26 protein-coding genes are annotated in these 24511 nt (G+C 66.0%); 8 read left to right on the top strand and 18 right to left on the bottom strand.

Translation table 11 applies throughout. The features are described from left to right. Positions 1 to 15: 15 nt before the first annotated feature. The 9 genes from HSR122_RS08065 to HSR122_RS08025 form a co-directional block, all read right to left on the bottom strand. Positions 16 to 2415, bottom strand: a complete 2400-nt coding sequence (locus HSR122_RS08065) for an ATP-dependent DNA helicase (protein ID WP_229109072.1) — start codon at positions 2413 to 2415, stop codon at positions 16 to 18. 94 nt (positions 2416 to 2509) lie between these two features. Next, positions 2510 to 3529 carry a DHH family phosphoesterase gene (locus HSR122_RS08060; protein ID WP_229109071.1) on the bottom strand — a complete coding sequence of 340 codons (1020 nt, stop codon included), beginning with the start codon at positions 3527 to 3529 and terminating at the stop codon, positions 2510 to 2512. Between the two features lie 76 nt (positions 3530 to 3605). Then, complete coding sequence (locus tag HSR122_RS08055; protein WP_229109070.1) at positions 3606 to 3797, bottom strand: DUF7333 family protein; 192 nt, start codon at positions 3795 to 3797, stop codon at positions 3606 to 3608. A gap of 80 nt (positions 3798 to 3877) precedes the next feature. Continuing rightward, positions 3878 to 4984 (bottom strand): aminotransferase class V-fold PLP-dependent enzyme, encoded by a 1107-nt coding sequence (locus HSR122_RS08050; RefSeq protein WP_229109069.1) that lies wholly within the window; start codon positions 4982 to 4984, stop codon positions 3878 to 3880. 75 nt (positions 4985 to 5059) lie between these two features. After that, the gene (locus tag HSR122_RS08045) at positions 5060 to 5419 is read right to left on the bottom strand and encodes a fluoride efflux transporter FluC (RefSeq protein ID WP_229109068.1); all 360 of its coding nucleotides are present in this window, start codon (positions 5417 to 5419) and stop codon (positions 5060 to 5062) included. Continuing rightward, positions 5416 to 5799 (bottom strand): fluoride efflux transporter FluC, encoded by a 384-nt coding sequence (locus HSR122_RS08040; protein WP_229109067.1) that lies wholly within the window; start codon positions 5797 to 5799, stop codon positions 5416 to 5418. Before HSR122_RS08040 ends, HSR122_RS08045 begins: the two co-directional genes overlap by 4 nt. Positions 5800 to 5891: 92 nt before the next feature. Then, positions 5892 to 7163 carry a histidinol dehydrogenase gene (gene hisD, locus HSR122_RS08035; RefSeq protein WP_229109066.1) on the bottom strand — a complete coding sequence of 424 codons (1272 nt, stop codon included), beginning with the start codon at positions 7161 to 7163 and terminating at the stop codon, positions 5892 to 5894. Positions 7164 to 7265: 102 nt separating this feature from the next. After that, positions 7266 to 7877 carry an ArsR/SmtB family transcription factor gene (locus HSR122_RS08030; RefSeq protein ID WP_229109065.1) on the bottom strand — a complete coding sequence of 204 codons (612 nt, stop codon included), beginning with the start codon at positions 7875 to 7877 and terminating at the stop codon, positions 7266 to 7268. Positions 7878 to 7919: 42 nt separating this feature from the next. Beyond that, positions 7920 to 8276, bottom strand: coding sequence for a DnaJ domain-containing protein (locus HSR122_RS08025; RefSeq protein WP_229109064.1), 357 nt, complete (start codon positions 8274 to 8276; stop codon positions 7920 to 7922). A gap of 168 nt (positions 8277 to 8444) precedes the next feature. Between HSR122_RS08025 and HSR122_RS08020 the strand changes: the two genes are divergently transcribed. Next, the gene (locus HSR122_RS08020; protein WP_229109063.1) at positions 8445 to 9764 is read left to right on the top strand and encodes an MFS transporter; all 1320 of its coding nucleotides are present in this window, start codon (positions 8445 to 8447) and stop codon (positions 9762 to 9764) included. Between the two features lie 52 nt (positions 9765 to 9816). Here the strand turns inward: HSR122_RS08020 and HSR122_RS08015 are convergent, their stop codons facing one another. The 4 genes from HSR122_RS08015 to HSR122_RS08000 are packed head-to-tail and all read right to left on the bottom strand — an operon-like array spanning position 9817 to position 13134. Then, the gene (locus HSR122_RS08015; protein WP_229109062.1) at positions 9817 to 10824 is read right to left on the bottom strand and encodes an amino acid ABC transporter permease; all 1008 of its coding nucleotides are present in this window, start codon (positions 10822 to 10824) and stop codon (positions 9817 to 9819) included. Continuing rightward, positions 10821 to 11555 carry an amino acid ABC transporter ATP-binding protein gene (locus HSR122_RS08010; RefSeq protein WP_229109061.1) on the bottom strand — a complete coding sequence of 245 codons (735 nt, stop codon included), beginning with the start codon at positions 11553 to 11555 and terminating at the stop codon, positions 10821 to 10823. The genes HSR122_RS08015 and HSR122_RS08010 overlap by 4 nt, the downstream gene beginning before the upstream one ends. Beyond that, positions 11552 to 12355, bottom strand: coding sequence for an amino acid ABC transporter permease (locus tag HSR122_RS08005; RefSeq protein ID WP_229109060.1), 804 nt, complete (start codon positions 12353 to 12355; stop codon positions 11552 to 11554). The genes HSR122_RS08010 and HSR122_RS08005 overlap by 4 nt, the downstream gene beginning before the upstream one ends. A gap of 5 nt (positions 12356 to 12360) precedes the next feature. After that, positions 12361 to 13134, bottom strand: a complete 774-nt coding sequence (locus tag HSR122_RS08000; RefSeq protein ID WP_229109059.1) for a transporter substrate-binding domain-containing protein — start codon at positions 13132 to 13134, stop codon at positions 12361 to 12363. A 123-nt stretch (positions 13135 to 13257) separates the two neighbouring features. On the opposite strand from HSR122_RS08000, the gene HSR122_RS07995 reads away from it, so the two are divergent. Further along, positions 13258 to 14295 carry an NAD(P)/FAD-dependent oxidoreductase gene (locus tag HSR122_RS07995; protein ID WP_229109058.1) on the top strand — a complete coding sequence of 346 codons (1038 nt, stop codon included), beginning with the start codon at positions 13258 to 13260 and terminating at the stop codon, positions 14293 to 14295. 15 nt (positions 14296 to 14310) lie between these two features. Here HSR122_RS07995 and HSR122_RS07990 read toward each other — a convergent pair whose 3' ends face one another. Next, entirely contained in the window at positions 14311 to 14667 is a 357-nt protein-coding gene (locus HSR122_RS07990) for a DUF5830 family protein (protein WP_229109057.1), read from the bottom strand. A 76-nt stretch (positions 14668 to 14743) separates the two neighbouring features. Here HSR122_RS07990 and HSR122_RS07985 point away from each other — a divergent pair, with 76 nt between their 5' ends. Beyond that, positions 14744 to 15418 (top strand): TVP38/TMEM64 family protein, encoded by a 675-nt coding sequence (locus tag HSR122_RS07985; protein WP_229109056.1) that lies wholly within the window; start codon positions 14744 to 14746, stop codon positions 15416 to 15418. On the opposite strand, the gene HSR122_RS14960 is transcribed toward HSR122_RS07985, so the two are convergent. After that, a complete protein-coding gene (locus HSR122_RS14960) occupies positions 15412 to 15531 on the bottom strand; it encodes an HVO_2523 family zinc finger protein (RefSeq protein ID WP_324254637.1) in 120 nt (39 codons plus the stop codon). The two genes, HSR122_RS07985 and HSR122_RS14960, sit on opposite strands and share 7 nt — an antisense overlap. A 375-nt stretch (positions 15532 to 15906) precedes the next feature. Between HSR122_RS14960 and cdd the strand changes: the two genes are divergently transcribed. Both cdd and HSR122_RS07975 read left to right on the top strand, forming a co-directional pair. Continuing rightward, positions 15907 to 16299: a cytidine deaminase gene (gene cdd, locus HSR122_RS07980; protein WP_229109055.1), complete on the top strand. Its 393-nt coding sequence runs from the start codon at positions 15907 to 15909 to the stop codon at positions 16297 to 16299. Next, positions 16296 to 17132, top strand: coding sequence for a nucleoside phosphorylase (locus tag HSR122_RS07975; protein WP_229109054.1), 837 nt, complete (start codon positions 16296 to 16298; stop codon positions 17130 to 17132). Before cdd ends, HSR122_RS07975 begins: the two co-directional genes overlap by 4 nt. Here the strand turns inward: HSR122_RS07975 and HSR122_RS07970 are convergent, their stop codons facing one another. Next, on the bottom strand, positions 17133 to 17399 hold the full coding sequence (locus HSR122_RS07970; RefSeq protein ID WP_229109053.1) for a winged helix-turn-helix transcriptional regulator: 267 nt from the start codon (positions 17397 to 17399) through the stop codon (positions 17133 to 17135). A gap of 119 nt (positions 17400 to 17518) precedes the next feature. Between HSR122_RS07970 and HSR122_RS07965 the strand changes: the two genes are divergently transcribed. Together HSR122_RS07965 and HSR122_RS07960 are read left to right on the top strand one after the other, a co-directional pair. Beyond that, the gene (locus HSR122_RS07965) at positions 17519 to 17821 is read left to right on the top strand and encodes an EMC6-like membrane protein (protein WP_229109052.1); all 303 of its coding nucleotides are present in this window, start codon (positions 17519 to 17521) and stop codon (positions 17819 to 17821) included. 14 nt (positions 17822 to 17835) lie between these two features. Next, the gene (locus HSR122_RS07960) at positions 17836 to 19668 is read left to right on the top strand and encodes a ribosome biogenesis/translation initiation ATPase RLI (protein WP_229109051.1); all 1833 of its coding nucleotides are present in this window, start codon (positions 17836 to 17838) and stop codon (positions 19666 to 19668) included. A 341-nt stretch (positions 19669 to 20009) separates the two neighbouring features. Here HSR122_RS07960 and HSR122_RS07955 read toward each other — a convergent pair whose 3' ends face one another. Beyond that, positions 20010 to 21920 carry an ABC transporter ATP-binding protein gene (locus HSR122_RS07955; protein WP_394355560.1) on the bottom strand — a complete coding sequence of 637 codons (1911 nt, stop codon included), beginning with the start codon at positions 21918 to 21920 and terminating at the stop codon, positions 20010 to 20012. 286 nt (positions 21921 to 22206) lie between these two features. Then, positions 22207 to 22755, bottom strand: a complete 549-nt coding sequence (locus HSR122_RS07950) for a hypothetical protein (RefSeq protein ID WP_229109049.1) — start codon at positions 22753 to 22755, stop codon at positions 22207 to 22209. Positions 22756 to 22849: 94 nt separating this feature from the next. On the opposite strand from HSR122_RS07950, the gene HSR122_RS07945 reads away from it, so the two are divergent. Then, entirely contained in the window at positions 22850 to 24502 is a 1653-nt protein-coding gene (locus tag HSR122_RS07945) for a histidine kinase N-terminal 7TM domain-containing protein (RefSeq protein WP_229109048.1), read from the top strand. Positions 24503 to 24511 lie beyond the last annotated feature (9 nt).

Here is a 24511-nt window from a genome sequence, read left to right as displayed (position 1 = left end):
GCTTTACAGCAGTCATCACTCCCGATCCGACCAGAAGCGCTCGATCTTCCCCGAGAGGAAGTCAGGCGTCATCCTGACGAACTCGTCCCGTTCTGCCGGCGAGAGGTGGCCGTTGACGCTGTGTCGTGCACCGTCGACGTAGCGGCGGTCGGCCAGGATCCGGACGCCGACCTCGTCGGCCCCGCGGATGACCCGGCCGATCGCCTGCCGGGCGCGTCTGACCGCCGGAACCGTCAGCGCGTACTCGAAGGCGTTGTCCTCGCCGAAGGCGTCGCCGTAGGCCCGCCGGACGGACTGCACGCGTGGCGAGCCGACATTGACCAGCGGCACGCCGACGACCGCGGCCGTCGAGAGCTTCGCCCCGTCGTAATCGATCCCCTCGGTCAGCGTCCCGCGCGTGCTCGTGACGATTACTTTCCCGTCGCCGTCGAAAAACCGTTGCTTGAGCGTCTCCGTCTCGTCGTTGCTCGTGCTCTCGTCGACGAGGACGGGCTTCTCGACGACGGAATCGAGATACGTGCCGGCCCAGGCGGCCTCCCGGTAGTTGGGCATCGCGATCAGGACGTTGCCCGGACTGCGTGCGACCGCCCGGAGGACCTGCGCGTACTCGTCGCGGGTGTCCGTCCACGCGGCCTGCTCCTGTGTCGGCTCGCCGCGGTTGCGCGCAGTGAACGGACTCGCGTCGACGATCCAGCTAGCCCGGTTCTCTTTGGGGAATCGCAACGGATACGACCTGGTCTCGACCGGCCGGCCACCGCTCTCGTCGGCGTCGCCTTCCGAGAGCGCCTCGAGTCCGGTGACGGTCGTGAACACCGACAGCGGCGAGAGGGTCGCGCTCATCAGCATCCCGCCGCCGAGCGCGTCGAAGATCTCTCGAAGTGCCTCAGCCGGCATGCAGTCGAAGAGGACGAGCCCGGCGGTGTAGGCACGCTCCCATCCGTCGATCCGCCGGTCGTCGGTCGGACTGTGCTCGAGTTCGATCTCCCGGAGCTTCGTCGCGTGGTCGCGCTCCCACCACCGGGCCATGATCGTCCCGACCGCGGCGGCGACCGGCTGGCGGGCGATTCCCAGCTGATCCATCGTGTCCTCGACAGCCGCACCGATCGTGGGGAGGCTGCGCCACAGCGAGCCGGTATATCCCTCGCCGGTGGCCCACTCGGTCAGCTCGTCGGTCTCGACGGTCTCGGGGTCTCGAAGGGGGACTTCGATGTCCCGCTCCGGCAGGTGCTCCGGGTCGGTACGCCACTCGCGGCCGGCCTCCTCGTCGAGCGCGCGCTCGATCCGATCGTCGAACCACCCCAGCAGGTCGTCATAGAACTCGCGAGCCTGCTCGACAGCCTCGAGATTGACCTCGTGGCTGGTGAGCCTGGCCTCGACCTGCGCGCGGTGGTCGGCCGTCTGGCGGGCGCGCTGGAGCAACTGGTTGCAGTCGTTTCTGGCCTGCACGAGTGTCTGGTAGCCGACCCGATCCGAGAGCAGGTCGCGGACGCGCTCCTCCAGACGGTGGGCCTCGTCGACGATCACGAACGTTCGCTCGTCGAGAATCTCCGCAAGTAACGCACGCGAATCGGGATCGAACAGGTGGTTGTAGTTGCCGATGACGACCTCGGCGTGTTTCGCCAGCACGCTCATCGCGCGGTGCGGGCAGGTGCCCCGTTCGGTCGCCGCCGGGAGGTACTCCTCGACGGTCAGGACCGACTCCTCACCCGCCGTGAAATCGATCGGGGAGGCGCGGTTGCGGGCGTACCAGTCGGCCTCGAACGGACAGTAGATCGGCGGATCGTCACCACCGATCGACTCCGGCGCAGTCGGCTGACTCTTCCGGTAGGGCGAGGTAGCGCCGGCCGTCGAAAGCGCGCCGTCGAGCGCGCGCTGGCCGGCCGCGTCGACACGAGCGGCTTTCGCGAGGTCGCTGGCCACCTCGGGGTCCCACCACATCTCGTCGGGGTTCCCGCCGACGGCACCCTCCGCCGCGGGCGGCTCGTACCCCCCGTCGCCGTCGCTCTCGACTAGCTCGGCGGTGTGCTCGCGGAGGTCCTCACATCGGTCGTGAACGCTCGTGTCCCGGGGGAAGACGTCCTCGCGGCCGTACGGACAGAGGTCCCGTTTGCCGACCAGCGAGATGCCGGCGAGGGGCTGCTCGAGACCGGCGTTGAGCGTCCGGAGATCCGCGACGAACTGCTCCAGTTGCTGTTTGACGGGCGTGACCACGACGACAGTCTCGTAGTGGTCTCGCTCCCGGAGAAGCGTCGCCGCAGCGGTCAGCGCGGCCATCGTCTTGCCGGTCCCGCAGGGACCTTCCATCGCGAGATAGCCCTGCCGCTCTCCGACGTCGATCGCCGACTCGATGGCGTCGGCCTGGCTCTCGTAGGGTTGCTCGAAGCCGAAATACTGCTCCCAGTCGGAGTCGCCCATCAGGTAGTGCAGGTTGGGGCGTCGCTACTCTTGAACGTACGGATCCGGTGGAGTGGCTGGCCCCCACAGCGAACGCTCGAAGTCGCGACGGTCGCTACGTCTCCTCGTCCTCGGAGATGTTCAGTTCCACGGAGAGACGATCAGTGATGACGCGTTCGACGATGTCGAGCAGTTGCTCGTCGTCGGTCGTGTAATCGGCGAAGATGCCGAGCGGGATCTGGCCGCCGGCCACGTCGTGATGGCCGCCGCCACTGCCGACGTCTTCGAAGGCGTCTCGAAGCAGGTTGCCGACGTGGACCCGTGGATCCGGTGATCGAGCACTGACGTGGATCGTGTCCTCGACGATGCCGAAGACAATCGCCGTCTGGACCCCCTCCAGTCGTGCGAGGTAGTCGACGGCCTGCGGGAGCGAATCGCGCTCGGACGTTCGGCCGACGTGAGAGATGAGAATCGCACCCCGAGTCATGCGGTTGTCGATCGCTGTCGAGATCGCGTCGAGCGTCGCTCCGGAGACCGACGGCGACGATATCTGCCGGATCATCTCCTCGTCGACGTCCTCCTGGAGGAATCCCGCCGCTTCGTATTCCGCGCGGGTCGCACCACGGAGGAAATCGATGGTGTCCGACCGAATCGCGATCATGAGCGCCGTCGCCAGCGTCGAATCCACTTCGATATCGAGCGCCCGGACATACTCCGCAAGGATCGTCGCTGCCGCGCCGAGTTCCTCGCGGCGATCGACGAATCGAGCCTCGACCTCCTCGGCGGGGTGATGGTCGATCACGATATCGACGGGTGTGCCCGGGGAGACCTGATTGTTCTCGCCGGGTATCGAATGGTCGACGAACGCGAGCAACGAGTCCGCCGGACGGTCCTCGACAGCGGCCGGGTCGAACGACTGGATATCGATATCGAGCAGGTTCACGAAGGCCCGGTTCTGCTGGTGAGTGATGGTGCCGCTGTAAAGGATATGCCGTTCGTCGATGCCCGCGTCGGCCGCGATCCGGCCCAGCGCGAGCGCGCTCGCCAGACAGTCCGGATCGGGATTGTCGTGACAGACGATGTTGATCTCTTCGCCGTCGGTCAGCAACTCCTGCAGTTCGACGGCCGTGCTCATTCGTACGTGTACTCGTGCCAGCCAGTTAGGTGTGTGGATCGGTGAGATTCAATCTTCGCTCCGTCAGAGAGGCGGGCTATACGTTCCGGGCGCGGTACTCGCCGTGCTTGACACCCAGTACCAGCACGATCGCGCCGAAGACGGCTGCCGACGGCAGTACCATCACCAGCGTCGTTTCGAGGGACATCGGCGACATCGAGGCACCGCCGACGCCGACGGCGATCAGTGCGACGAACGCGACGGCCGTTGTGAGCGCATCGAAATCCATCAGCGGATGATGTGTGCCGGGGAAACTTCAACTGCGAGTTGGCGGTGATGGTTTCCGAAGAATCGCGCTCCCGGGCGCGACTACAACCCCTCGAGCAGGGCGTCGATGTCGTCTGCCGTGTTGAACGCGTGGACCGACGCTCGGACGGCCTTCGGGTACGGCAGCGACCGGACGATCACGCCTCGCTCGCGCAGACGCTCGACGGTCGCTTCGGGGTCGTCGACGCGGAACGTGACCAGCCCGGACTCGTACTCGCGGGGGCTGAGCAGTCGCTCATCGTCGATGCCGTCCTTGAGTCGGTCGGTGAGACGCTCGATCCGCGCCTCGACGGTCTTCACGCCGATCTCCTCGAGGAGATCCATCGCCTCGGACAGGCCGACGTGCGGGAGCGGCGAGGCGGTGCCGACCTCGAAGCGGGACGCCCCGTCTTTGAACGCGTACTCCGGGTCAGTCGGCTCTTCGACCGAGCGGTAGCCGATCCGGCGCGGCACGAGTTCGTCGATCGCGTCGCTGTCGACGTAGGCGAAGCCGCTCCCGAAGGGACCGAGCAGCCACTTGTGACCGGCCCCGACGACGAAATCCGCGCCCCAGTCGTCGAGGTCGACGGGGTACTGGCCGGGCGACTGGACCGCGTCGACGAGCACGCGCGCACCGGCGTCGTGCGCGATGTCGGCGATTTCCCCGATCGGCAGGCGCGTCCCGTGAGTCCAGGTGAGCGAGCTCACCGCGAACAGCCGGGCGTCCTCGGCGGCGGCCGCGACCGCGTCGAGGTCGACCCGTCCGTCCTCCGTCTCAAGAACGCGGACTTCGATCCTGTCGAGATCAGCCAGCCGGTCCCAGGGGAGTATTCCGGCGGGGTGTTCGAGGTCAGTTCGAACGACGACGTCACCGGGTTGCCAGTCGATCGCGCAGGCGAGCAGGTTCACCCCGTCGGCTGTGCTTCTGGTGAGCGCGATCTCGTCGGCGTCGGCACCAAGAAAGTCGGCGATCGTCTCCCGTGCGGCCTCGTAGGTCTCCCAGCCGACCTCGTAGACGCCCTCGCCGGCCGGGACCTCGTACTCGAAATATGCCGCGAAGTCCGTCATCGCCTCGACGACGCGACGCGGGCTCGGGCTCGACGCGCCGGTATTGAGATACGTGGCGCGTTCGAGCGCCGGGATGTCCGCACGCAGTTGCTCGGGATCCATACACGAGTGTGATGGTTCCGCCCGCTTGATGCTGTCGGCAGCGACAGGCTCGGCAAGTCAGCCCGGTCGTCCGTCTCACAGCACGGCTCCGAGGGCGTGCCCGACGCCGGCCCCGAGTGCGACGCCGACCAGTGCCGCGCTCAGCGTTCCGACGGCGTTGGCGATCGCGCGACGCCGGCGGCCGGTCTCGTAGAGCCGTATGGTTTCGAAGGCGAACGACGAGAACGTCGTGAACGCGCCACAGAATCCCGTCGCGAACACGGACGTCAGTCCGGATCCGATCGGTACCGTGACGAGCAACCCGAGCGCGGCGCTTCCCAGAACGTTGACGGCGCACGTGTCGGCGGTGTCAGTCTCGATTCGAGCGCCGACGAGATGCCGGGCGATCGCGCCGAGAACGCCGCCGACGCCGACGAGGACGGCGGGGCTGGTCACGGCAGCGACCCCCGGGTGACAGCGCGGGCCGCGATCACGGCGAGGAACCCGAGCGCGTAGTTCGCGCCGACATTGACCAGCGCCATTGCCGGGTCGAGCGCCGTCGTCTCGACCGCGAAGGTGCTGTAGGTGGTGAACGACGACAGCAGCCCGGTTCCGAGGGTGAGTCGCGTCTCCGCGCTCAGCAGGTCCGTGAGTCGCGCCTCGTAGAGCAACAGCCCGAGTGCGAAACTCCCCAGCGCGTTCACGGCCAGCGTCCCCCAGGGAAACCCGCCCGGCAACGCCGCCGAGACGGCATACCGGAGCGTCGCGCCGACGAACCCACCGATAGCGATCAACAGCAGTGGTTCGACCCGCGCGATCGGATGGTCTTCGTTCATTGTCGTCGATCACACAGCACTCGTCGTCAGTGACGTGGGCGGATCGTCAGCCGGCGCGTCATTTTCCGCGCGAACGGAACCGCGCCATTCCGTCACTCGTCGAACCGAACGTCGACGCTGTGGGCGTGGGCTTCGAGGCCTTCCCGGTCGGCGAGCGTCGTGATCGTCTCCCGGAGTTCGGCCAGTCCGTCTTCGGAGAGTCGCTGGACGGTCGCCGAGCGAACGAACGTATCGACCGACAGCCCGCTCGCGAGCCGTGCCTGTGCGTCGGTCGGAAGCACGTGGTTCGTCCCGCTGGCGTAGTCGCCAGCGGCGACCGGCGAGTGCGGCCCGAGGAAGGCGCTGCCGTAGTTCTCGATCCGATCGAGCAGGGCGTCCTCGTCGTCGGCCTCGACGTAGATGTGCTCGGGGGCGAACTGGTCGGCAAAGAGCGCCGCCTCGCTCATCGAACGCGCGACGAACACGCCGCTTGCTTCGTTTGCCAGCGCCTCACGGATGATGTCCTCGCGGTCGCGATCGCCTGTCTGTGCGTCGATCTCCTCGACGACGGCCTCCGCGAGGTCCACGTCGTCGGTGACAGTCACGACGGCGGCGTGGGGGTCGTGTTCGGCCTGCGCGATCATCTCCGCGCCCAGTCGTTCGGGGTCGGCTGTCCCGTCCGCGAGTACCAGTACCTCGCTCGGGCCGGCAAGCATGTCGATCTTCACGTCGCCGCGAACCTCGGCCTTCGCGGCTGTCACCCACCGGTTGCCGGGGCCGACGATGACGTCGACGCTGTCGATCGACTCGGTCCCGTAGGCCATCGCGCTGATCGCCTGTGCACCGCCCACTTGATAGACAGCGTCGGCGCCGCCGGCGTGGATCGCCGCGAGCGTGACCGGGTTGATCTGCTCGGCCGGGGGCGTCACGGCGACGACGTGATCGACGCCGGCGACCGTCGCGGGGACGATCCCCATGAGCGCGCTCGAGGGGTATGCGGCCGTGCCGCCCGGCGCGTAGACGCCCGCACTGTCGAGCGGGTAGAACCTGCGACCGAGTTCCCGCCCCTCAGTTTCGTAGGACCAGTCCTCGCGGACCTGATGCTCGTGGAACTCCCGGATGTTGTCGGCGGCGGTCTCGATGGCCTCGCGGACGTCGTCGTCGATCGACTCGTAGGCCCGCTCGGCCTCGTCCGTGATGTCGAAGTTTCCTACCTCGACATCATCGAACTTCCGACAGTACTCCCGGAGCGCGACGTCGCCCTCTTCGCGCACGCGATGGACGATCTCCGCGACGTCGTCGCGGATCTCTTCGAGCCCCGCATCGCGTTCGAACAGGGCGCGTCGCTCCGCCGGATCGAGTTCGGAGATGGACTGTACGTCCATACGCGTTGGCGTTTCGACCGGAGTAGCATACCGTTTGCCATTTCGATCGCGCGAAAGTCGCGGACGCGACGGGATTCTACCTGTATCGAACGTGATGGGCCGCTATCGCGATCGGAGCAGTCCCCACCCGGCGACCATCGCGAGCACGAACGCGCCGCCGAGGAAGAACGCGAGCGCGGGGTCGACGGCACTGATGGTTTCGGCTGCGGTCTGAGTGGATTCGGTCATGATTCCCGGTCCAGCAGGTTCGGTCGGCTCGGGGTCGGGCGCGAGCCAGCGTTCGACCGCCGCACCGAACGCGAGACTCCCACCGGCGAGTAGTCCGACGGCACCCAGTACCCGGGCGAGAGACTGCTCCAGCCGCGACTCGCTGTCGTCGTCACCGGCGACGAAGACGACGGCCTCGCTGGCCGGCCCGTAAACTGACATCTCGTTTCCCTTCTCGGAGTAGCGGGTGCCGACCTCACGGATGAGCCCCGCCGACTGCAGGTTTTCGAGGTGATAGTGGACGTTCTGCAGCGAGGTCCCGACCTCTTCCCGGAGTTCGGTCGGGGAGCGGGGCTGGTCGTACAGCGTCGAGAGCATCGTTCGTGCCGTGTCGGCCGACAGCGCGTCCAGCGCGTCCTGGGTGTCCTGGGCGTCGAGGCTATAGACTCTGGGCTCCTCCGGCGGAGCCGGGTCCAGCCTCGACGGCAGCAACCGTTGGATCGACATGTGCGCCTCTAGCGAAGCCACCTATAATCCGGTTCCTGTAGCTCAAAGAGCCGTTTGACCGATCCAGGCCGCGACGTTCACGTGTACACGATCGAAACGAGGTGCAGGACAGTCGCGGCGACCGCGGTCACGAGGAGGCCGACCGTGGCGAACAGACCGGCGATCGCGAACTGCGACGGGAGGCTCCGGTAGAAGACCCAGTCGGTCGTATCTGGCCCGCTCGTCTTCGTCTACGAGCGTGTCGCGGGCCACCGTGAGCCGCTTGAACCGCCGGGTCGCGTCCGGAGCGTCGCTGACGTCCGGGTGCACGTCGCTGGCCCGCTCGCGATACGCCCGGCGGATCGTCTCCGGATCCGCGTCCTCCCGAACACCCAGTAGCGAATACAGCGATTCACCCATGCCCGTATTCGACCTGTCGCGTCGTTCCCTCTTTATCTCCCTCGGGCGTCTTCACAGCCTGAAGTACCGTCCCCCTCGACTCGAAACGGCCATCGACGAAAGCCCCTCCAAGCACGGGCAGGTGCGGGATCCGACATCCGTATATGATCGCGTACGGATGTCCATAGTGTGGCCTCGAGTCAGGCAGCGACGAGCGGACAGGCGGAGCCGGTTCCCGCGTCGGGAACACGTCGCCGGGTCGCAGTCGTTGTCGGGATCGTCTTTATCGATCTGCTCGGTTTCGGTATCATCATCCCGATTCTGCCCTTCTACGTCCGTTCGTTCGGCGTGAGCGACGTCTTCATCGGTCTGCTGGCGGCGTCGTACTCGCTGGCGCAGTTCGTCGCCGCACCGGTGCTCGGCCGGATCTCCGACGAGCGCGGACGGCGGCCGGTTCTCATGCTGTCCGTCGGCGTCTCCGGGATCGCCTGGGTCGTCTTCGGGTTCGCTTCGGAGATCGGTGCGGCCATGGGGGTGACGTTCGGTCTCGTCGTCCTGTTCAGTGCCCGGTTGCTGGCCGGCGCAGCCGGCGGAAACATCGCAGCCGCACAGGCGTACATCGCCGACGTGACGTCACCGGCTGACCGGACCGGCGCACTCGGTCTCGTCGGCGCGGCCTTCGGTCTGGGTTTCGTGTTCGGCCCGGCGATCGGCGGTCTGCTGGCCAGCGACACTGCGGTGTCGACCGCCCGTACCGTGTTGCCAGGGTTCGTCCCGGTGACGCCGTTCTCGTTGCCGAGTTTTGCCGCTGCGGGCTTCTCGTTTCTCGCGCTCGGAACGGCGGCCGCCGTGTTGAAAGAGCCGAATCGAACCCGCATCCGGGCACGGCGCGTGTCGTTCGTCGGTCAGTTCCGGACGCCACTCGCCGACGCGACCCTCCGGCCGCTCGTCGTCGCGTTCTTTCTGACCTCGCTCGCGTTCGCCGGCGTCACCGTGATGTTCGTCCCGTTTATGGCCGACGCCTTCGGATACGACGCGACCGAAGCGGCGATGTTCCTCGCCTACATCGGTGCGCTCGGCATCGTCAACCAGGGTGTGCTCATCGGCTGGCTCTCGCGGCGGTTCAGCGTCCGACACGTCGTCCGGGGCGGTGTGACGTCGCTGTTTCTCGCGCTCGTTCTGCTCGCTGTGTCTCCGCTGGCGGGGACGGACTCTATCGCCGCCGGTGGTCCCGGATGGGTGACCGGCGGACTCGTCGTGTTGCTCGCATTCGGGGCGCTTGCCTCGTTCGGAAACGGCGCAATCACGGTCGGGCTCGCGGCGCTCGTTTCGAGGGGTGCCACCGACGACACACAGGGGGCCGCATTCGGGGTTACGCAGGGTGCGGGAAGCCTCGGGCGGACGGTCGGACCGCCGCTCGCTGCCGCCGCCTACGTGGTCGTCGACTGGTCGCCGTTCGTCGCCGGAGCGCTCCTTCTCGTGCCGGTTGCGGTGTTGCTACGGCGGTGAGTGATCTGTCGCAGTGAGAACCTCATCGCGGAAGTCGGAACGACTGTTCCGATCACCGATCGCCCTCGTGTTGCCCGACGCCGGGGATCGCGACGGCAGCGGAGACCCGTTTCATCGCGAGCGCGGCCGTCAGCACGAGCGCGAGGTAGAACACCGCGACGATCACGTAGATCTCGGTAATGCGGAACGTGTCCGAGCCGATAATTTCGGCCCGACCGAACAGCTCCGGCACGGTGATAAACGCCGCCAGCGCGGAGTACTTGATGAGATAGACGAACTCGTTGGTCCAGCCGGGGATCGCGTACCGCAACCCCTGTGGCAGGACGACGTGTCGGATCCCGCCCCACTTCGAGAGCCCAACCGACCGGGCGGCGACGAGCTGGTCGTCGTCGACCGACTGCAGGGCCGACCGGATGTACTCCGACTGATAGGCCGAGGAGTTGATCGTGAACCCGAGGATCGCGACGAAGACCGCCGCGCCCGGGATCGATCCGCTCCCGACGAGGCCGATGCTGCCGATCACGCCCGTGAGCGGCAGTCCGTAGTACAGCAGGAACAGCTGTGCGAGCAACGGTGTCCCCCGGATCAACTCCGTGTACGCCAGCGAGAGACGACTGAGTGTGGCCCCGCCGTAGACTCGTGCGACCGCCAGCGGCACGGCAACCACCAGCCCGAGCAGCATCGACGCGATCGTGAGATAGACCGTGACGTAGGCACCCTCGGCCAGCGCGGGCGCGCTCTCGACGGCGAACGCGGCGAGATCGAGCAGCCAGACGGGCCAGCCGGTTGCGACCTCCGGCAGGCCGGACGACGCCACGGAATCGGCAGCCGATTCGAGGGGAGCGGGCGACAGCCACGGCTCGCGGCTCATCACGGCGACCTCCGAGCGGATCAGGTCCGGCGCGCCCAGCGCCCCGAAGATACCGTCCAGCACCGCGTTGTGATACGCCCAGCGGGCCAGCAGCCACGCCCAGAAGACGGCCCCGACCGCGAGCACGACCGCGCGTCGTCGCCCGGGGAGCTCGCCGACCGCGGCCGGTTCGGTTTCGTCGACGCTCATCGGTGGAGTTCAGTCAGTTCGCCGAGAAATTCGCGCGTCCGGTCGTGGTCGGGTTGTTCGAAGAGTCGCTCGGGCGGCCCGCGCTCGACGATCCGACCGTCTTCGAGGAAGGTCAGCCGGGAGGCGACCGAGCGGGCGAAGCCCATCTCGTGGGTCACCGCCAGCATCGTCATCCCGTCGTCGGCGAGGTCGCGCATGACCCCGAGCACTTCGCCGACGAGTTCGGGGTCCAGCGCGCTGGTCGGTTCGTCGAACAGCATGAGGTCGGGGTCCATCGCCAGCGCGCGGGCGATTCCGACGCGCTGTTTCTGCCCGCCCGACAGCTCCGCCGGATACGACTCGGCCTGATCGGCCACACCGACCCGCCGGAGGTACTGTTCGGCGCGCTCGTCGGCCTCCCGTTCCGAGAGTCCCAGCACCTCGGTTAGCCCGAGCGTGACGTTCCCGCGGGCGGTCCGGTGAGCGAAGAGGTTGAAGTCCTGAAACACCATCCCGACGTGTCGTCGCAGGACGTTTTCGTCCATCGCGTGGACGTCCTCGCCGTCGAGGTATATCGCGCCGCCGTCGATCTCGGTGAGCCGGTTGACACACCGCAACAGCGTCGACTTGCCCGACCCGCTCGGACCGACGATCACTTCGACGTCGCGTGCGTCCAGTTCGAAGCTGACGTCGTGCAGTACCTCCTCGTCGCCGTAGGACTTGGACACGTCCTCGAAGCGTAGCAGACTCATTCCGTACCACCCGGAATCGAATAGCGGTCGTGAAGCGCGTCCAGCGACCGGTTGGTCGCGAAGGTCAACACGAAGTAGATCGCCGTGATCGTGAGGATGACTTCCATCACGGCCGTGCCCTTGCCGGGCTGAAGGTAGAGGCTCTCTGCGCGGGTCAACAGCTCCGCCAGCCCGATCGCGAAGGCGATGCTCGTGTCCTTGAGGACGATCGTGAACTCGTTTTGAAAGCCCGGCAGCGAGCGTCGCAGCGCCTGCGGGAAGACGATGTGGCGGACCGCCTGCCGTTTGCTCATCCCGACCGAGCGAGCGGCCTCGGTCTGTCCGTCGTCGATCGACTCGATCGCGCCGCGAAACACCTGACTCTGGTATGCGCCACTCCTAAATCCGAGCGCCAGCGTCGCCGAGAGAAACGCCGTGAGATTGATCTCCAGCCACGGGACCGACCCGAACCGCGGCAGCGGCAACCCGTAGTGAAACAGCACGACGAGCACGACGATCGGCGTCCCGCGGAGCAGCACGCCGAGCGTGCTCACGGCCTCGCTAACTCGACCGGAACCGTAGACCTCGATCGCCCCGGCGGGGAACCCGGCCAGAAAGCCCAGCGAGAGGCTCGTGATCGTCAGCAGGATCGTCACGGCCGTCCCCGCAAGCAGGTACTCCCAGTTGGCGGCGACGAACGCCCAGTCGCTGGCCTGCAGCACGCTATCGAGTTGGCCGGCGGTCTGCAACGCGCTGTCGAGCCGAACGCTGGCCTTCGACGCGACGTCCGCCCGAACGCTGGGGGTCACGATCCCGAACATCAGTCCTATTCGAACCACTCGGCGACGAGTTCGTCGTACGTCCCGTCCTCGCGGATCTCGGCGAGCGCGTCGTTGATCTCGGCGAGCCGGTCGTCGTCCGTGCGCATCCCCATGCCGAACTGTTCGCCCGTCTCGATGACGAACGCGACCGAGACGTCGCGCTCGGCCGAGAAGTTCTTCGCGACTGGCTGGTCGACGATCACCGCGTCGACGTTACCGCCCTCGAGGTCCTCGACGGCCAGCACGTAGTTGGGGTATCGCTCGAGGTCGTCCTCGGCGATTACGCCCTCCTCGAGGAGGCGCTCGGCTTCCCCTTCGCCGGTCGTCCCGCCCTGGACGCCCACGCTCGCACCGTCGAGGTCGCTCTCGCCTTCGGGCTGGAAGTCGCCGTCCGACTGGACGAGCACGGACTGGTTCGACTCCCAGTAGGGATCGGTGAAGTCGATCTGTTCCTGACGGTCGGGTTCGATCGTCATCCCGGCCGCGATGAGATCGATATCGCCGTTGTTCAGCGACGGGATGAGCGAGCCGAACTCGAGATCCGACCAGCTGCCGGCCTCGTAGCCGGCGCGGTCGATCGCTTCTTCGGCCAGGTCGATGTCGAAGCCGACGATATCGCCGTTCTCCTCGAACTCGAACGGCGCGAACGCGGCGTTCGTTCCGGGAACGAGCGTCTCGGAGTCGGAGCCGCCGGAGCAACCCGCAATTGCGGACGCTGCACCGACTGCTCCGACTGTCTTGAGATACGCGCGACGGTCCATGCTAAACCTGCGAGCCATATTCACCGATTCGTGGTCGCAGTGTTGAACGTTTCGAGCCGTCTCCGACTATCGTTCGTTAACTTTCGACCGCGAGCGCGTTCGAGGCTGGCAGTTTTGTGGATCCGATCCTAACGGGCGGGCATGACTACGATCGGAGTCGTCGGTGCCGGTGCGGCGGCGACAGCCGCGACGCACGTCGTCGATCAGGCCCGCGAGGACGTCGAAGTGACGATACTCGAGAAGTCCGGTGGTCTCTGCGGTCGTGCGGCCACTCGCCGGCGGGGTCCAGTCACGTACGATTACGGCGCGAACTACCTCAAGGACCGCGACAGCCGGGTGACCGAGCTGATCACCGAGACGATGGACACAGAGGGGCTGGTCGACACCCGGGGGCCGATCTACGCCTACGAGCGCGACGGCGAGATCGGCCCCGGCCGGGACAGCGACGACCGCAAGTGGAGCTACGAGGCCGGGTTGACACAGATCGCCAAGCGCCTGCTCGATCGAACCGACGCGACCGTCCATCGCAACACTCGTGTCGACCGAATCCACCGCGAGGGCGAACAGTGGCGGCTGACCGACGCCGACGGGCAGTCGTGGGGGCCGTTCGACGCGCTGGTCGTGAACCCGCCGGCTCCCCAGACCGCCGACCTCCTGCGGACGGCCGAGTGGGACGATCCACTGCGCGAAGACCTCCTCGAGGCAATCGATGCTGTCCCCTACCGCAGCGTCTGGACCGCGGTCCTGCACTATCCCTTCGAGCTGGACCGGCCCTATTATGCGGTCATCAACACGGACGCGGAACACGAGATCGGCTGGATCGCCCGCGAGGAGTGCAAGCCCGGCCACGTCCCCGACGGGGAGTCGCTGCTGGTCGTCCAGGCCGGACAGGACTGGTCGGAGCGACACTTCGAGCGCGATCCCGAGACCAACGTCGCGGAACTGATCGATCTGACGGTGGACCTGCTTGACGACGAACGCCTCCGGGAGCCCGACTGGACCGACCACCAGGGCTGGCGCTACGCGTTACCCGACGAGCCAGTTCGGCAGGGGCCGATCGACTCGGCCACCGATCACGGCCTGTATTTCGTCGGTGACTGGGTCCCGGGAGAGGCCAGGATACACGCCGCACTGCGAAACGGGCTGGACACCGGTGAGAAACTCGTCTACGGACTGTGACTCGCGCGGAAAGAGTCACTCTCGACCCGTCACTTTCCGGATGCACGAGGAGCCGAACGGGCCGAGCTCACCGGTCTCGAACTGGATGAAGTAGCCGGTTGACAGCGGCGAGCCACAGCGTCGACACTCGAAGTCGCCCTCCCGTGAGACGACCTGTCTCTCGAAGCGGACGAACGAGTCCGATCGCGTGCGGATCAGCCCCTCCTCGCGCTCGATGATCCCGCGCAACTCGGCCGTGTCGAGGATCTCCCTTGTGAGGTGGGGGTCGGTCGTGATGGTTTCGAGGCGGTCGATCGCCTCCGCGACCGACAGCGACTCGTCTTCGAGGTGGGCGAGCAGTGTCACGCCGAGTTCGACGGGATCGGAGTCCACGTCGGGACAACGACCGCCGCGAGCAAGAAAGACACGACCACAAGGCGTATTTCGCTGGCAGAAACACGGTCGAGTGATGGACCGGCAGGTGCGGATCCAACTGGCGGGCGGGCTCGCGCTGGCAGCGACGGGCGCGCTCGGCGTCCTCGTGGTCTCGCCCGAGCGGGCGCTGGCGTCGCTCGCCGGGACAGCCGATCGGCCTGTCCTGTTCGCGCTCGCGCTTGTCGGACTCTACGGGGTTCGGTCGCTGGTGCTGTGGCCCATCTCGGCGCTGTCGCTGCTGGTCGGGTTCGTCTACGGGCCCGCGGTGGGGATCCCGATCGGGCTGGCCGGTGCCGTCTATACGTGCCTGCCGCCGTACTTGCTCGCGCGATATGCACCCCGCCAGCGCGGGCCGCTCGCGCGCCTGCACGCACTCGGTCGCTCCGCAGTCGAGGTGACCGGCGACCTCCGCGGACTGATCGCCGCGCGCCTGGTTCCCATGCCCGCGGACGCCGTCTCGTATGCGGCCGGACTGGCCGAGGTCCCCGTCGGACGCTACGCGCTCGGGACGGCACTCGGCGAGACGCCGTGGGTCGTCGCGACCGTGCTTGCCGGTGCGTCGATGCGGACGTTCGCGCTCGAGGCGGCCGGATCGACCCTGTCGCTGCTGCTGGCGGCGACGCTGCTCGGCGTCGTGCTGTTGAGCGGGCCCGCATACCGCCACCTCCGGCGGCGCGGCGTGCTCGACGGGCCGGCGATCGATCAATAAAACGTGTCCGCGCAGTCGAAGACGACGCCGTGGACCGGACAGACGTACTTGCAGTGGCGATGATACATCGGTCGGTCACATTGTGGACACGGTCGCCCGCTGGAGTCACTCATACGTCCCGATCCACGCTATGATGGCTTGTCTCTTGTGCCGATAGGGCAACGAGAGCGGAGTAGCTGCCGGAAGTGCTGCTCGATTCCCCCCATCCACGATAGGAGATATCACTGGGTATAGTGATCCTCGCCCTCTGTGTCGATCGCAGTGCTCCCCGGCAACCCCTTCAGCGTCTGGACGAATTGGCGATCGGCCTCGCACCGTCTGTCGCCATCGTCGGTGGGGTGATGCTGTTAATCAGGCTCGTTCGGAGGGCGAATCGTCGCATTGCAGGCGGGTTACGGAAGTGCGAGACGAAAAACTCCCGGTGACGTCGGACCCTCTGTCTCGTATCGATACCCAGCCTCTTTGCCGGTGGACGCCGAGGGGCAGCCATGGAGGACCTCATCGAGCGAGCGCGAGACGCGCTGTCCGATTCGTACGCCCCGTACTCGGAGTACCGCGTCGGCGCGGCGATCAGGACGGCGGACGGGACCGTCTTCACGGGCTGTAACATCGAGAACGCCAACTACTCCAACAGCGTTCACGCCGAGGAGCTGGCGATCAGCAAGGCCGTCCAGGCCGGTCACCGGGCGTTCGACGCGATCGCGGTGGCGTCCAGCGAGCGCGACGGCGTCACGCCCTGCGGGATGTGTCGACAGACGCTGGCGGAGTTCTGCGGTGACGACCTCGCAATCCACTGCGATGAAGGCGACGACGGGTACAGTACCTACACACTCGGCGAGTTGCTCCCGAACACGATCACGGCAGCTCATCTGGACCGATGACACCCGATCCCGCGGAGGACCCGAACGACGACGAACAGTACCACCTCGAAGTCGAACCCGGCGACGTCGCTGACAGCGTGTTGCTTCCCGGCGACCCGGATCGCGTCCCGAAGATAACCGACGTCTGGGACGACCACGAGGTCGTCGCCGACCACCGCGAGTACCGGACGGCGACGGGGACCTACGACGGCACGCCCGTCTCGGTTACCTCGACGGGGATCGGCAGTCCCTCGGCGGCCATCGCGGTCGAGGAACTCGCGCGCGTCGGCAGCGAGACGCTGATACGCGTCGGGTCCTGTGGGTCGATCCAGCCCGAAGCCGGGGTCGGCGACCTCGTGATCACGACGGGCGCGGTCCGTCAGGAGGGGACCAGCGACGAATACGTCCGCGAGGACTACCCCGCTGTCGCGGATCACGCCGTCGTCTCGGCGCTGATCGCGGCCGCCGAGCGACTGGGCTACGACTATCACGTCGGGGTGACCTGCTCGACGGACTCGTTTTACGCCGGGCAGGGACGACCCGGATTCGAGGGGTTTCAGGCCCGGGACAGCGATGAACTGGTCGCGGAACTCAGGGACGCGAACGTGCTCAACTTCGAGATGGAGGCCAGCTCGATCCTGACGCTGGCGTCGCTGTACGGCCTCCGGGCGGGCGCGGTCAGCACGGTCTACGCCAACCGAGTCACCGGCGAGTTCCGGACGGAGGGCGAGCGAAAGGCCGCGAAAACCGCAAGCGAGGCGGTCTCGCTTCTCGCGGCGATGGACGGGACAGCCGAGAAGGCGGGCGCGGATCGCTGGCACCCAGGTCTTCGGATCGACGAACAGCGGCGATAATCAGTCGGAGACCGCCTGTTCGGACTTGTCGGAATCATCGAGCGTCAGCTCGTAGAGGTTCTGTCGCGCGTCGGCGAAGTAGACGTCTTCCTCGACGACCCCGACCTCTTCGAGGCGTTCGAGCGCGTACCGGACCGTCCGGGCTGAGAGCATCGACTCCTCGACGATACCCTTCTGCGTGAGCGGGCCGTTGTATTCGAGAACCTTGAATACGAGCTTCGCGCTCGGTGGCAGATCCGTGATCTCCTCCCCGTCGGATTCTGTCATTGGCTGAATGGAGGGCCCCGCCCCGTATAAATATTGAGGCAATCGATTCCGGAGTCTAGTCGGCCATCGATCCGACCCGTAACGAACGGCTTTTCACTTCGGGTAGCCGACAGTGGGGTATGGCTACCGAGACGGCCGACGGGCTGACCGGTCACGTCCGCAGCGTGACAGTGACCACGCTGGCCTCCCTGATGGGGATCGTCGCGGCGCTGATCTCCGAGTACGGCCTCGGGGCGGACCCCTCGGGACGGGTCAACGTGTTCGTCGTGCTGGGTGCGATAGCTGTCCAGGTCCCGATCCTCCAGGCCCTGGGCGTCGACACCCAGGAGTTCAGCACGAAAGACTACCTGTACGTCGCGTTCATGACGTTCTCGCTGTGGTTCGTCTCCTGGACGCTGATTCTCACCGCGTCTGCCGTCTGACCGGGTGACTTCCAATGGCTGATGACAGCATTGCCGTCGTCGACCTCGACCGTTGCCAGCCCGACCGCTGCAACTACGAGTGTATGAACTTCTGTCCGCCCAACCGGACGGGCAAGGAGTGCATCGTCACGCGCGGCGACGCATACGAAGAGGACGAACCGTTCGAGGGCGGGCCCGATCAGGTCCGCATCTCCGAGGAGATCTGCCTGGGCGAGACCTGCGGGATCTGCGTCGAGAAGTGTCCGTTCGACGCCATCGAGATCATCAACCTCCCCCAGGAACTGGACGACGAACCGATCCACCGCTACGGCGAGAACGCCTTCTCGCTGTACGGCCTGCCCGCGCCAGGCGACGGGCGCGTGACCGGCATCCTCGGTCCGAACGGGATCGGGAAGACGACTGCCGTCCACATCCTGGCGGACGAACTCACGCCGAACCTCGGCGAGTACAACGCCGATCCCGGCTGGGACGCCGTCCTCGAGGAGTACCGCGGGACCGCCTTGCAGGACTACCTCGAGGCGCTGATCGACGGCGACGTGACCGTCGCCCGCAAGCCCCAGTACGTCGATCAGATCCCCGACCAGTTCGACGGGACAACCCGTCAGTTGCTCGAGCGGACCGACGAGCGGGGCGAACTCGACGCGCTGATCGAGCGGGTCGGGATCGGGCCGGTCGTCGACCAGGACATCGGGACGCTCTCGGGCGGGGAACTCCAGCGCGTCGCGCTCGTGGCGGCGCTGGCGCGGGACGCCGACTTCTATTTCCTCGACGAGATCACGCCCTATCTCGACATCGGCCAGCGGATGACCGCCGCCCGGATCATTCAGGAACTGGCCGAGGACGGCGACCGATCGATGCTGGTCGTCGAGCACGACCTCGCGATCTTGGATCTGCTCGCGGACGCCCTGCACGTCGCCTACGGTGAACCCGGGGCGTTCGGTGTCATCACCGATCCGAAGTCGACGAAAAACGGGATCAACGAGTACCTCAAGGGTTATCTGGATAACGAGAACATGCGGATCCGCCAGGACGCCATCGAGTTCGAACAGCACGCGCCCCGCAGCGTCGCCGGCGGCCAGTCGGTCGTCGAGTACCCCGCGCTGGAGAAAAGTTACGGCGAGGGCGAGTTCTCGCTGTCGGTCGCCGGCGGCGAGATCCACGAGGGCGAAGTGCTCGGCGTCGTCGGTCCCAACGGGATCGGGAAATCGACCTTCGCGAAACTGCTCGCGGGCAGGCTCGAGCCCGACGAGGGCGAGATCGACGCCCGGCTCGATATCGCCTACAAGCCCCAGTACGTCGAGATCGACCAGCCGATGCGCGTCGACGCGTTCCTCGCTTCGATCACCGACGAGTTCGGCAGTTCCTACTGGAACACCGAGATCGCCCAGCCGCTGCAACTGGACCGAATCATGGAGCAGAACCTCACCGATCTCTCCGGCGGGGAACGCCAGCGCGTCGCCATCGCGGCCTGTCTCTCGAAAGACGCCGACCTCTACCTGCTGGACGAACCCTCCGCACACCTCGACGTCGAACAGCGCGTGCTCGCGACGAGCGCGATCCGTCGCTATGCGGAAAACCACGACGCGACGGCGATGGTCATCGACCACGACATCTACATGATCGACCTGCTCTCCGACCGACTGCTGGTCTTCGACGGTGAACCGGCCGAGCGCGGTCACGCCTCCGAACCGCAAGGGATGCGCGAGGGAATGAACGAGTTCCTCGCGAACCTCGACGTCACCTTCCGCCGGGACGAGCGCACCGGCCGTCCGCGGATCAACAAATCCGGGAGCAACCTCGACCGCGAACAGAAACAGGCCGGCGAATACTACTACGCCCCCGAGTGATCGCGGAACACGACGTTCCGAACCGTCACGAGCCATATTTGAAAAGCGTCATTGCTGCGCTGTCCGAATATACCCACCAATTATATTCGGATGTCATCCCCTGCATCGAGTGTTTTTTGTTATTGCTAATATCGAACCAATAGGTTACAGTATCCCGGCCAAACGGATCACGTACATAGCAAGCACAGCGATTCTGGCACTGGCGGGACGGTTCTCGTGTCCGTCGTCGCGCCGGGGGCGTTCTGACGGCCGCCGGGTCGTCTCCCGGCATCGAGATTACTGTACGTCTGTTCCGTACGAAGTAGTGCGGTCGCACCGGCAACCCGGTCCAGCAATCACGATCAGTCGTCACCTGCCTCGGCGTCGACGCGTGACCGACGTCTGGCCGCCCGTTCGATGAACTCCCGCGGGAGTTCGTCGATCTCGCCGGCCTGAACCGCCCAGAGGTTCGCGTAGAGCCCGTCCGCGGCGAGCAGGTCGTCGTGAGTGCCGCGCTCGACGATCCGTCCGTCCTCGACCACGACGATCTGATCGGCGTCTTTGATCGTCGACAGGCGGTGTGCGATCGCGAACGTGGTCCGGTCGGCCGCCAGCTCGTCGAGGCTCTTCTGGATGAGCATTTCCGTCTCGGTGTCGACGTCGCTGGTCGCCTCGTCGAGCACCAGAATCTCGGGGTCTTTGAGGATCGCGCGGGCGATGGCGATCCGCTGGCGCTGCCCGCCAGAGAGCTTCACGCCGCGCTCGCCCACCTTCGTCTCGTAGCCGTCGGGGAGGTTCTCGATGAACTGGTGGGCCTCGGCCATCTTCGCGGCCTCGACGACCGCCTCGCGGCTCGCGCCGAACGTCCCGTAGGTGATGTTCTCTTCGACGGTCCCGTAGAACAGAAAGGTCTCCTGGCTGACGTAGCCGATCTGCCGGCGAAGACTGGGGATCGTCACCGCTCGCAGATCCGTCCCGTCGACGGTGATCGAACCCGCGTCGACGTCGTACATCCGCAACAGGAGTTTCAGAATCGTCGACTTGCCCGCGCCCGTCGGACCGACGAGCGCGATGGTCTCGCCGCCCTCGACTTCGAAGGAGATGTCCTCGACGATCGACTCGCCCTCGGGGTCGTCGCGGGGTCCCTCCGGGGGCTCGTAATCGTAGCCGAAGGTGACCTCGTCGTAGACGACGCGCCCGTCGGTCACGTCCAGCGGATCGGCGTCGGGATCCTCCTCGATCCGTGCGGGCGTGTCCATCAGTCCGAAGATCCGCTCGGCGGAGGCGTAGGCCCGCTGGTACATGTTGATTATCTGTCCGAACTGTGCCATCGGCCAGACGAACCGCTGGGTCAGCGTGATGAAGACGACGAACTGCCCGGTCGTCAGCGGTTCGCTGAACAGCCAGGGCGCGGCCCCGGTCGTCTCGTAGGTCAGCGCCCAGTAGCCGCCGACGGCGAAGGTGAGCACGAACCCGATGCCCGAGATGACCCGCAACCCGGGGAAGAACTTGATCCGCGTCTCGATGGCGTCCCAGTTGGCGTCGAAGTAATCCCGCGAGACGTCGTCGACGCGGTCCGACTCGTAGGATTCGGTGTTGGAACTCTTGATGACCTGGATACCGCCGAGATTGTTCTCAAGTCGGGAGTTGAGCGCGCCGACAGAGGAGCGCACGTCGGCGTACTTGGGCTGGATCGTCTCGATGAACCGCTTCGTGAAGAAGGCGATCAGCGGCACGGGGACCAGCGCGATCAGCGCCAGTTGCCAGTTGAGCGAGAACAGGATCACGGCGATACCCACGACCATCACAATCAGCCGGAACGCCGCGTTCATCCCGTCGTTGAGAAACCGTTCGAGGCGGTTGACGTCGTTGCTGAGCACGGACATCATCTCGCCGGTCTGCTTGTCGGCGAAGAAGTCCATGTTCAGCCGCTGCATCTGGTCGTAGGTGTCGGTCCGGACGTCGTGCTGGATGTGCTGGGCGAAGTTGTTCCAGCCCCAGTTGCGCGCCCAGTGAAAGGCCGCACCGAACAGAAAGGCTCCGGCGACAATGGCGGCGGCGAGCCACAGCTGGTCGCGCGGCGCGCTCGGGATCCAGGCGTCCGGGACGAAGAGTAGCGAGAACGCCGTCTCCTGTCGGATGATCGCGTCGATCGCGATGCCCAGAAACAGCGGCGGGAGCAGATCCAGCACTCGCGCGACGATGCTGGCGAACAGCCCGACGCCGAAGTAGCCGCTGTTCTCACGACCGTATTCGCGGAACAACCGGGCCATCGGCCGCTCGACGCGCTCGCGCTGGGCCTCGAATACGTCGTCGTCGTCCGGGTCGAGAGCGTCCACACACTTTGCAGGCGTGTCGCGGTCAAAAACCCATTGCTGGTTTGATACGGTCGGTTGTAACGATTTACCGGTACGATCGCATAACGGATGCGATCGATCTGGAACAGACTTATACTGGTGGCTATAAGTTCGTAAAGATATCTGGCACGCCGTCGTACCAGATCATTTGGAAATGTTATAGCCACCAGTATTACAACCGACCGTATGACAACGGTTGTGATCATTCGTCCCGAAACAGGTCGGGGTTTTCGAGCGCGAACTCGACGCCTTCCCGGAAGCCGGCCCGGAACCACGCACGGCGCTTCGCATCGACGCCGTCCGGGGCGGTCTCGACGGCCGCTGCGTCCACGTTCGACGACGAAGCCTCGCTATCCGACGCTGGCGACGCTTCCGTCGACCAGTCGCTCATGTCGGCGTCCGGCTCGATACCGGTGCTCGTGTCGTCGCTCTCGCCGACGCCAAGGATGTCGTCGGCGTCCGGGACGTCCACCTCCTCGGCGTCGGATTCGGCGTCGCCGTTCTCGGCCCACTGCTCCATGCTGCCGTACTCGTCTTTGAGCTGTGCGAAAGTTGCGTCCTCCTCCGCCGGGCCGAGAAACTGCTCGAGGACCTGCTTGTAGAACATCTTGACGTGCTGGCCTTCCTCGGCGAGCCGGTCGAGATCGACCGGCCACTCGTCGGCGATCGTCTCGGCCGCGTCTTCCTGCTGGTCGGTCTTGAAGTTCGTCTCGACGATCTCGACCTCGTCGGGGTAGTGCTCGAAGCTCATGGTCGCGGCTATCGCTCCCGATCACTATCAAATGCGGGGAACGGTGTCCCCGTCGGGGGAATCATATTTATCCGGGCCGCCATATTGTTTGGCCGTGATCGCTCTGTCGAATCTCGTGTATATTATCGCGTTCGCGTTCACGTCGCTGGCGTGTTTCGCGAGCCTCTTTCGAGCGAGAGAGATCGAAGACCGCGACACGCGAGTCGGAATGATGGGACTGCTCACGGGAAGCGGCGCGTGGGCCGGGGCGCACACGGCAGTGCTGTTGTTACCCGGCTTCCAGCTGAAAAACACGGCCTACCTGATCGGGCTCGTCTTCGGCTTCTCGACGGTCTGGGCGTGGCTGTACTTCGCTTCAGCGTACACGGGTCGCACGTACCACCGCGATCCGACCTTTCGACGCGCCGGTCTCGCGACGTATCTCGCGGTCGTCGCGGTCAAACTCACCAACCCGATTCACCACGCGTACTACAACGCGACCCTCGTGGACGACGGGTTCACCCACCTCGTCATCCAGCAGGGCATCTTCCACTGGACGGTGACAGGACTGTCCTACGCGCTGGCGTCGATCGGGCTGTTCATGCTCTTCGAGGAGTTCGCCGAATCCGATCACGATACCCGTATCGTCGCCGCGCTCGCGTCGCTGACAGCCGTTCCAGTCGTGCTCGATATCGCGGCGTACTCGATTCCGGAACTCGTCAACATCATCCACGCGCCGTTCGGCGTCGCCGCGTTCGCGCTAGGAGCGCTCTTTTTGTATCAGGAGCAGTTCCTGGCGATCCACTTCTCGGCCGATGTCGACGACGCGGTCGTCTTCCTCGACGACGACGATCGGATCCGCGATTTCAACGACGCCGCGGCGCGGATCGTCCCCGGCCTCGAAGACGCGCGCGGCGAGCACGTCGAGCGCGTCGAACCGCTCGCGGACGCGCTCGGTGCCGAGCGGACCGTCCTCGATTTTCGGATCGACGCCGAGACGCGTCACTTCCTGGTGACCCGAAGCGACTTTTCGCTCGGCCCGACCGGGGACGGACGGATGCTCGTGTTGACCGACGTCACCCGGATCGAGCGCCAGCGTCGCGAGCTGAAACGTCACAACGACCAACTGGAGGAGCTGGCGGTCGGCATCCGCCACGAGTTGCGCAACACCCTCCAGATCGTCGCCGGGAACGTCGAGGCCGCCCAGCAGTACGTCGAACGCGACCCAGAGGCGGCCTCGCGCGCGCTCTCGACGGCCGCGACGACGAGCGAGCGAATGCGCGATATCGTCGACGACCTGTCGATGCTGGCCGAATACAGCCAGTCCGTCGAGGAGACCGAACCGGTGGAACTGCGCGGGGTCGCCGAGACGGCCCGGCAACGGGTCGATGCGGACGGACTCGACGTGCAACTGGAAGGTGAGAGCGCCCTCGAGGCCGACGAAAGCCGCCTCGAGGAGTTGTTACACCGGGCGTTCGTCTTCGCCGATGCGATCGACAGTTCGTCGGTGACTGTCACGCTCGAGGACGGAGCGCTGATTTTCGAGGCTAACGGCGACCGTCCGACTGGAACCAGCGCAGAGACGTTCTTCGAGTTCGAGGAGTCGGTACCGACCGCCAGCGCGGGGATGGCGCTGCCGAGTTTCCGTGCGCTTGCCCGCGCCCACGGCTGGGAACCCGCTTTCGACGCCGAATACGACGACGGCGTCCGGATCGTCGTCGAGGGCGTCGTGGCCTGCCCGCGGAAAGCGGTCGCCGCGGACGACTGATCGGTGCGG

Origin of the sequence: Halapricum desulfuricans, assembly GCF_017094525.1 — an archaeon.
GTDB lineage: Archaea > Halobacteriota > Halobacteria > Halobacteriales > Haloarculaceae > Halapricum > Halapricum desulfuricans.
Note: the sequence above shows the minus strand (reverse complement) of the source record. Positions and strands in the feature narration are given on the sequence as shown.

Bases quoted from the DNA above. Each gene is read 5' to 3' on its own strand.
- HSR122_RS14960 (WP_324254637.1), bottom strand. From the start codon at position 15,531: ATGAGTGACTCCAGCGGGCGACCGTGTCCACAATGTGACCGACCGATG.
- HSR122_RS08010 (WP_229109061.1), bottom strand. From the start codon at position 11,555: ATGAGTCTGCTACGCTTCGAGGACGTGTCCAAGTCCTACGGCGACGAG.
- HSR122_RS07970 (WP_229109053.1), bottom strand. From the start codon at position 17,399: ATGACAGAATCCGACGGGGAGGAGATCACGGATCTGCCACCGAGCGCG.
- HSR122_RS08050 (WP_229109069.1), bottom strand. From the start codon at position 4,984: ATGGATCCCGAGCAACTGCGTGCGGACATCCCGGCGCTCGAACGCGCC.
- HSR122_RS07955 (WP_394355560.1), bottom strand. From the start codon at position 21,920: ATGGCCCGGTTGTTCCGCGAATACGGTCGTGAGAACAGCGGCTACTTC.
- HSR122_RS08060 (WP_229109071.1), bottom strand. From the start codon at position 3,529: ATGAGCACGGCCGTCGAACTGCAGGAGTTGCTGACCGACGGCGAAGAG.
- HSR122_RS08065 (WP_229109072.1), bottom strand. From the start codon at position 2,415: ATGGGCGACTCCGACTGGGAGCAGTATTTCGGCTTCGAGCAACCCTAC.
- HSR122_RS07985 (WP_229109056.1), top strand. From the start codon at position 14,744: ATGGACCGGCAGGTGCGGATCCAACTGGCGGGCGGGCTCGCGCTGGCA.
- HSR122_RS07975 (WP_229109054.1), top strand. From the start codon at position 16,296: ATGACACCCGATCCCGCGGAGGACCCGAACGACGACGAACAGTACCAC.
- HSR122_RS07995 (WP_229109058.1), top strand. From the start codon at position 13,258: ATGACTACGATCGGAGTCGTCGGTGCCGGTGCGGCGGCGACAGCCGCG.
- HSR122_RS07965 (WP_229109052.1), top strand. From the start codon at position 17,519: ATGGCTACCGAGACGGCCGACGGGCTGACCGGTCACGTCCGCAGCGTG.
- HSR122_RS08025 (WP_229109064.1), bottom strand. From the start codon at position 8,276: ATGGGTGAATCGCTGTATTCGCTACTGGGTGTTCGGGAGGACGCGGAT.
- hisD (WP_229109066.1), bottom strand. From the start codon at position 7,163: ATGGACGTACAGTCCATCTCCGAACTCGATCCGGCGGAGCGACGCGCC.
- HSR122_RS08005 (WP_229109060.1), bottom strand. From the start codon at position 12,355: ATGTTCGGGATCGTGACCCCCAGCGTTCGGGCGGACGTCGCGTCGAAG.
- HSR122_RS08000 (WP_229109059.1), bottom strand. From the start codon at position 13,134: ATGGCTCGCAGGTTTAGCATGGACCGTCGCGCGTATCTCAAGACAGTC.
- HSR122_RS08040 (WP_229109067.1), bottom strand. From the start codon at position 5,799: ATGAACGAAGACCATCCGATCGCGCGGGTCGAACCACTGCTGTTGATC.
- HSR122_RS08055 (WP_229109070.1), bottom strand. From the start codon at position 3,797: ATGGATTTCGATGCGCTCACAACGGCCGTCGCGTTCGTCGCACTGATC.
- HSR122_RS07950 (WP_229109049.1), bottom strand. From the start codon at position 22,755: ATGAGCTTCGAGCACTACCCCGACGAGGTCGAGATCGTCGAGACGAAC.
- HSR122_RS08015 (WP_229109062.1), bottom strand. From the start codon at position 10,824: ATGAGCGTCGACGAAACCGAACCGGCCGCGGTCGGCGAGCTCCCCGGG.
- HSR122_RS07960 (WP_229109051.1), top strand. From the start codon at position 17,836: ATGGCTGATGACAGCATTGCCGTCGTCGACCTCGACCGTTGCCAGCCC.
- HSR122_RS08030 (WP_229109065.1), bottom strand. From the start codon at position 7,877: ATGTCGATCCAACGGTTGCTGCCGTCGAGGCTGGACCCGGCTCCGCCG.
- cdd (WP_229109055.1), top strand. From the start codon at position 15,907: ATGGAGGACCTCATCGAGCGAGCGCGAGACGCGCTGTCCGATTCGTAC.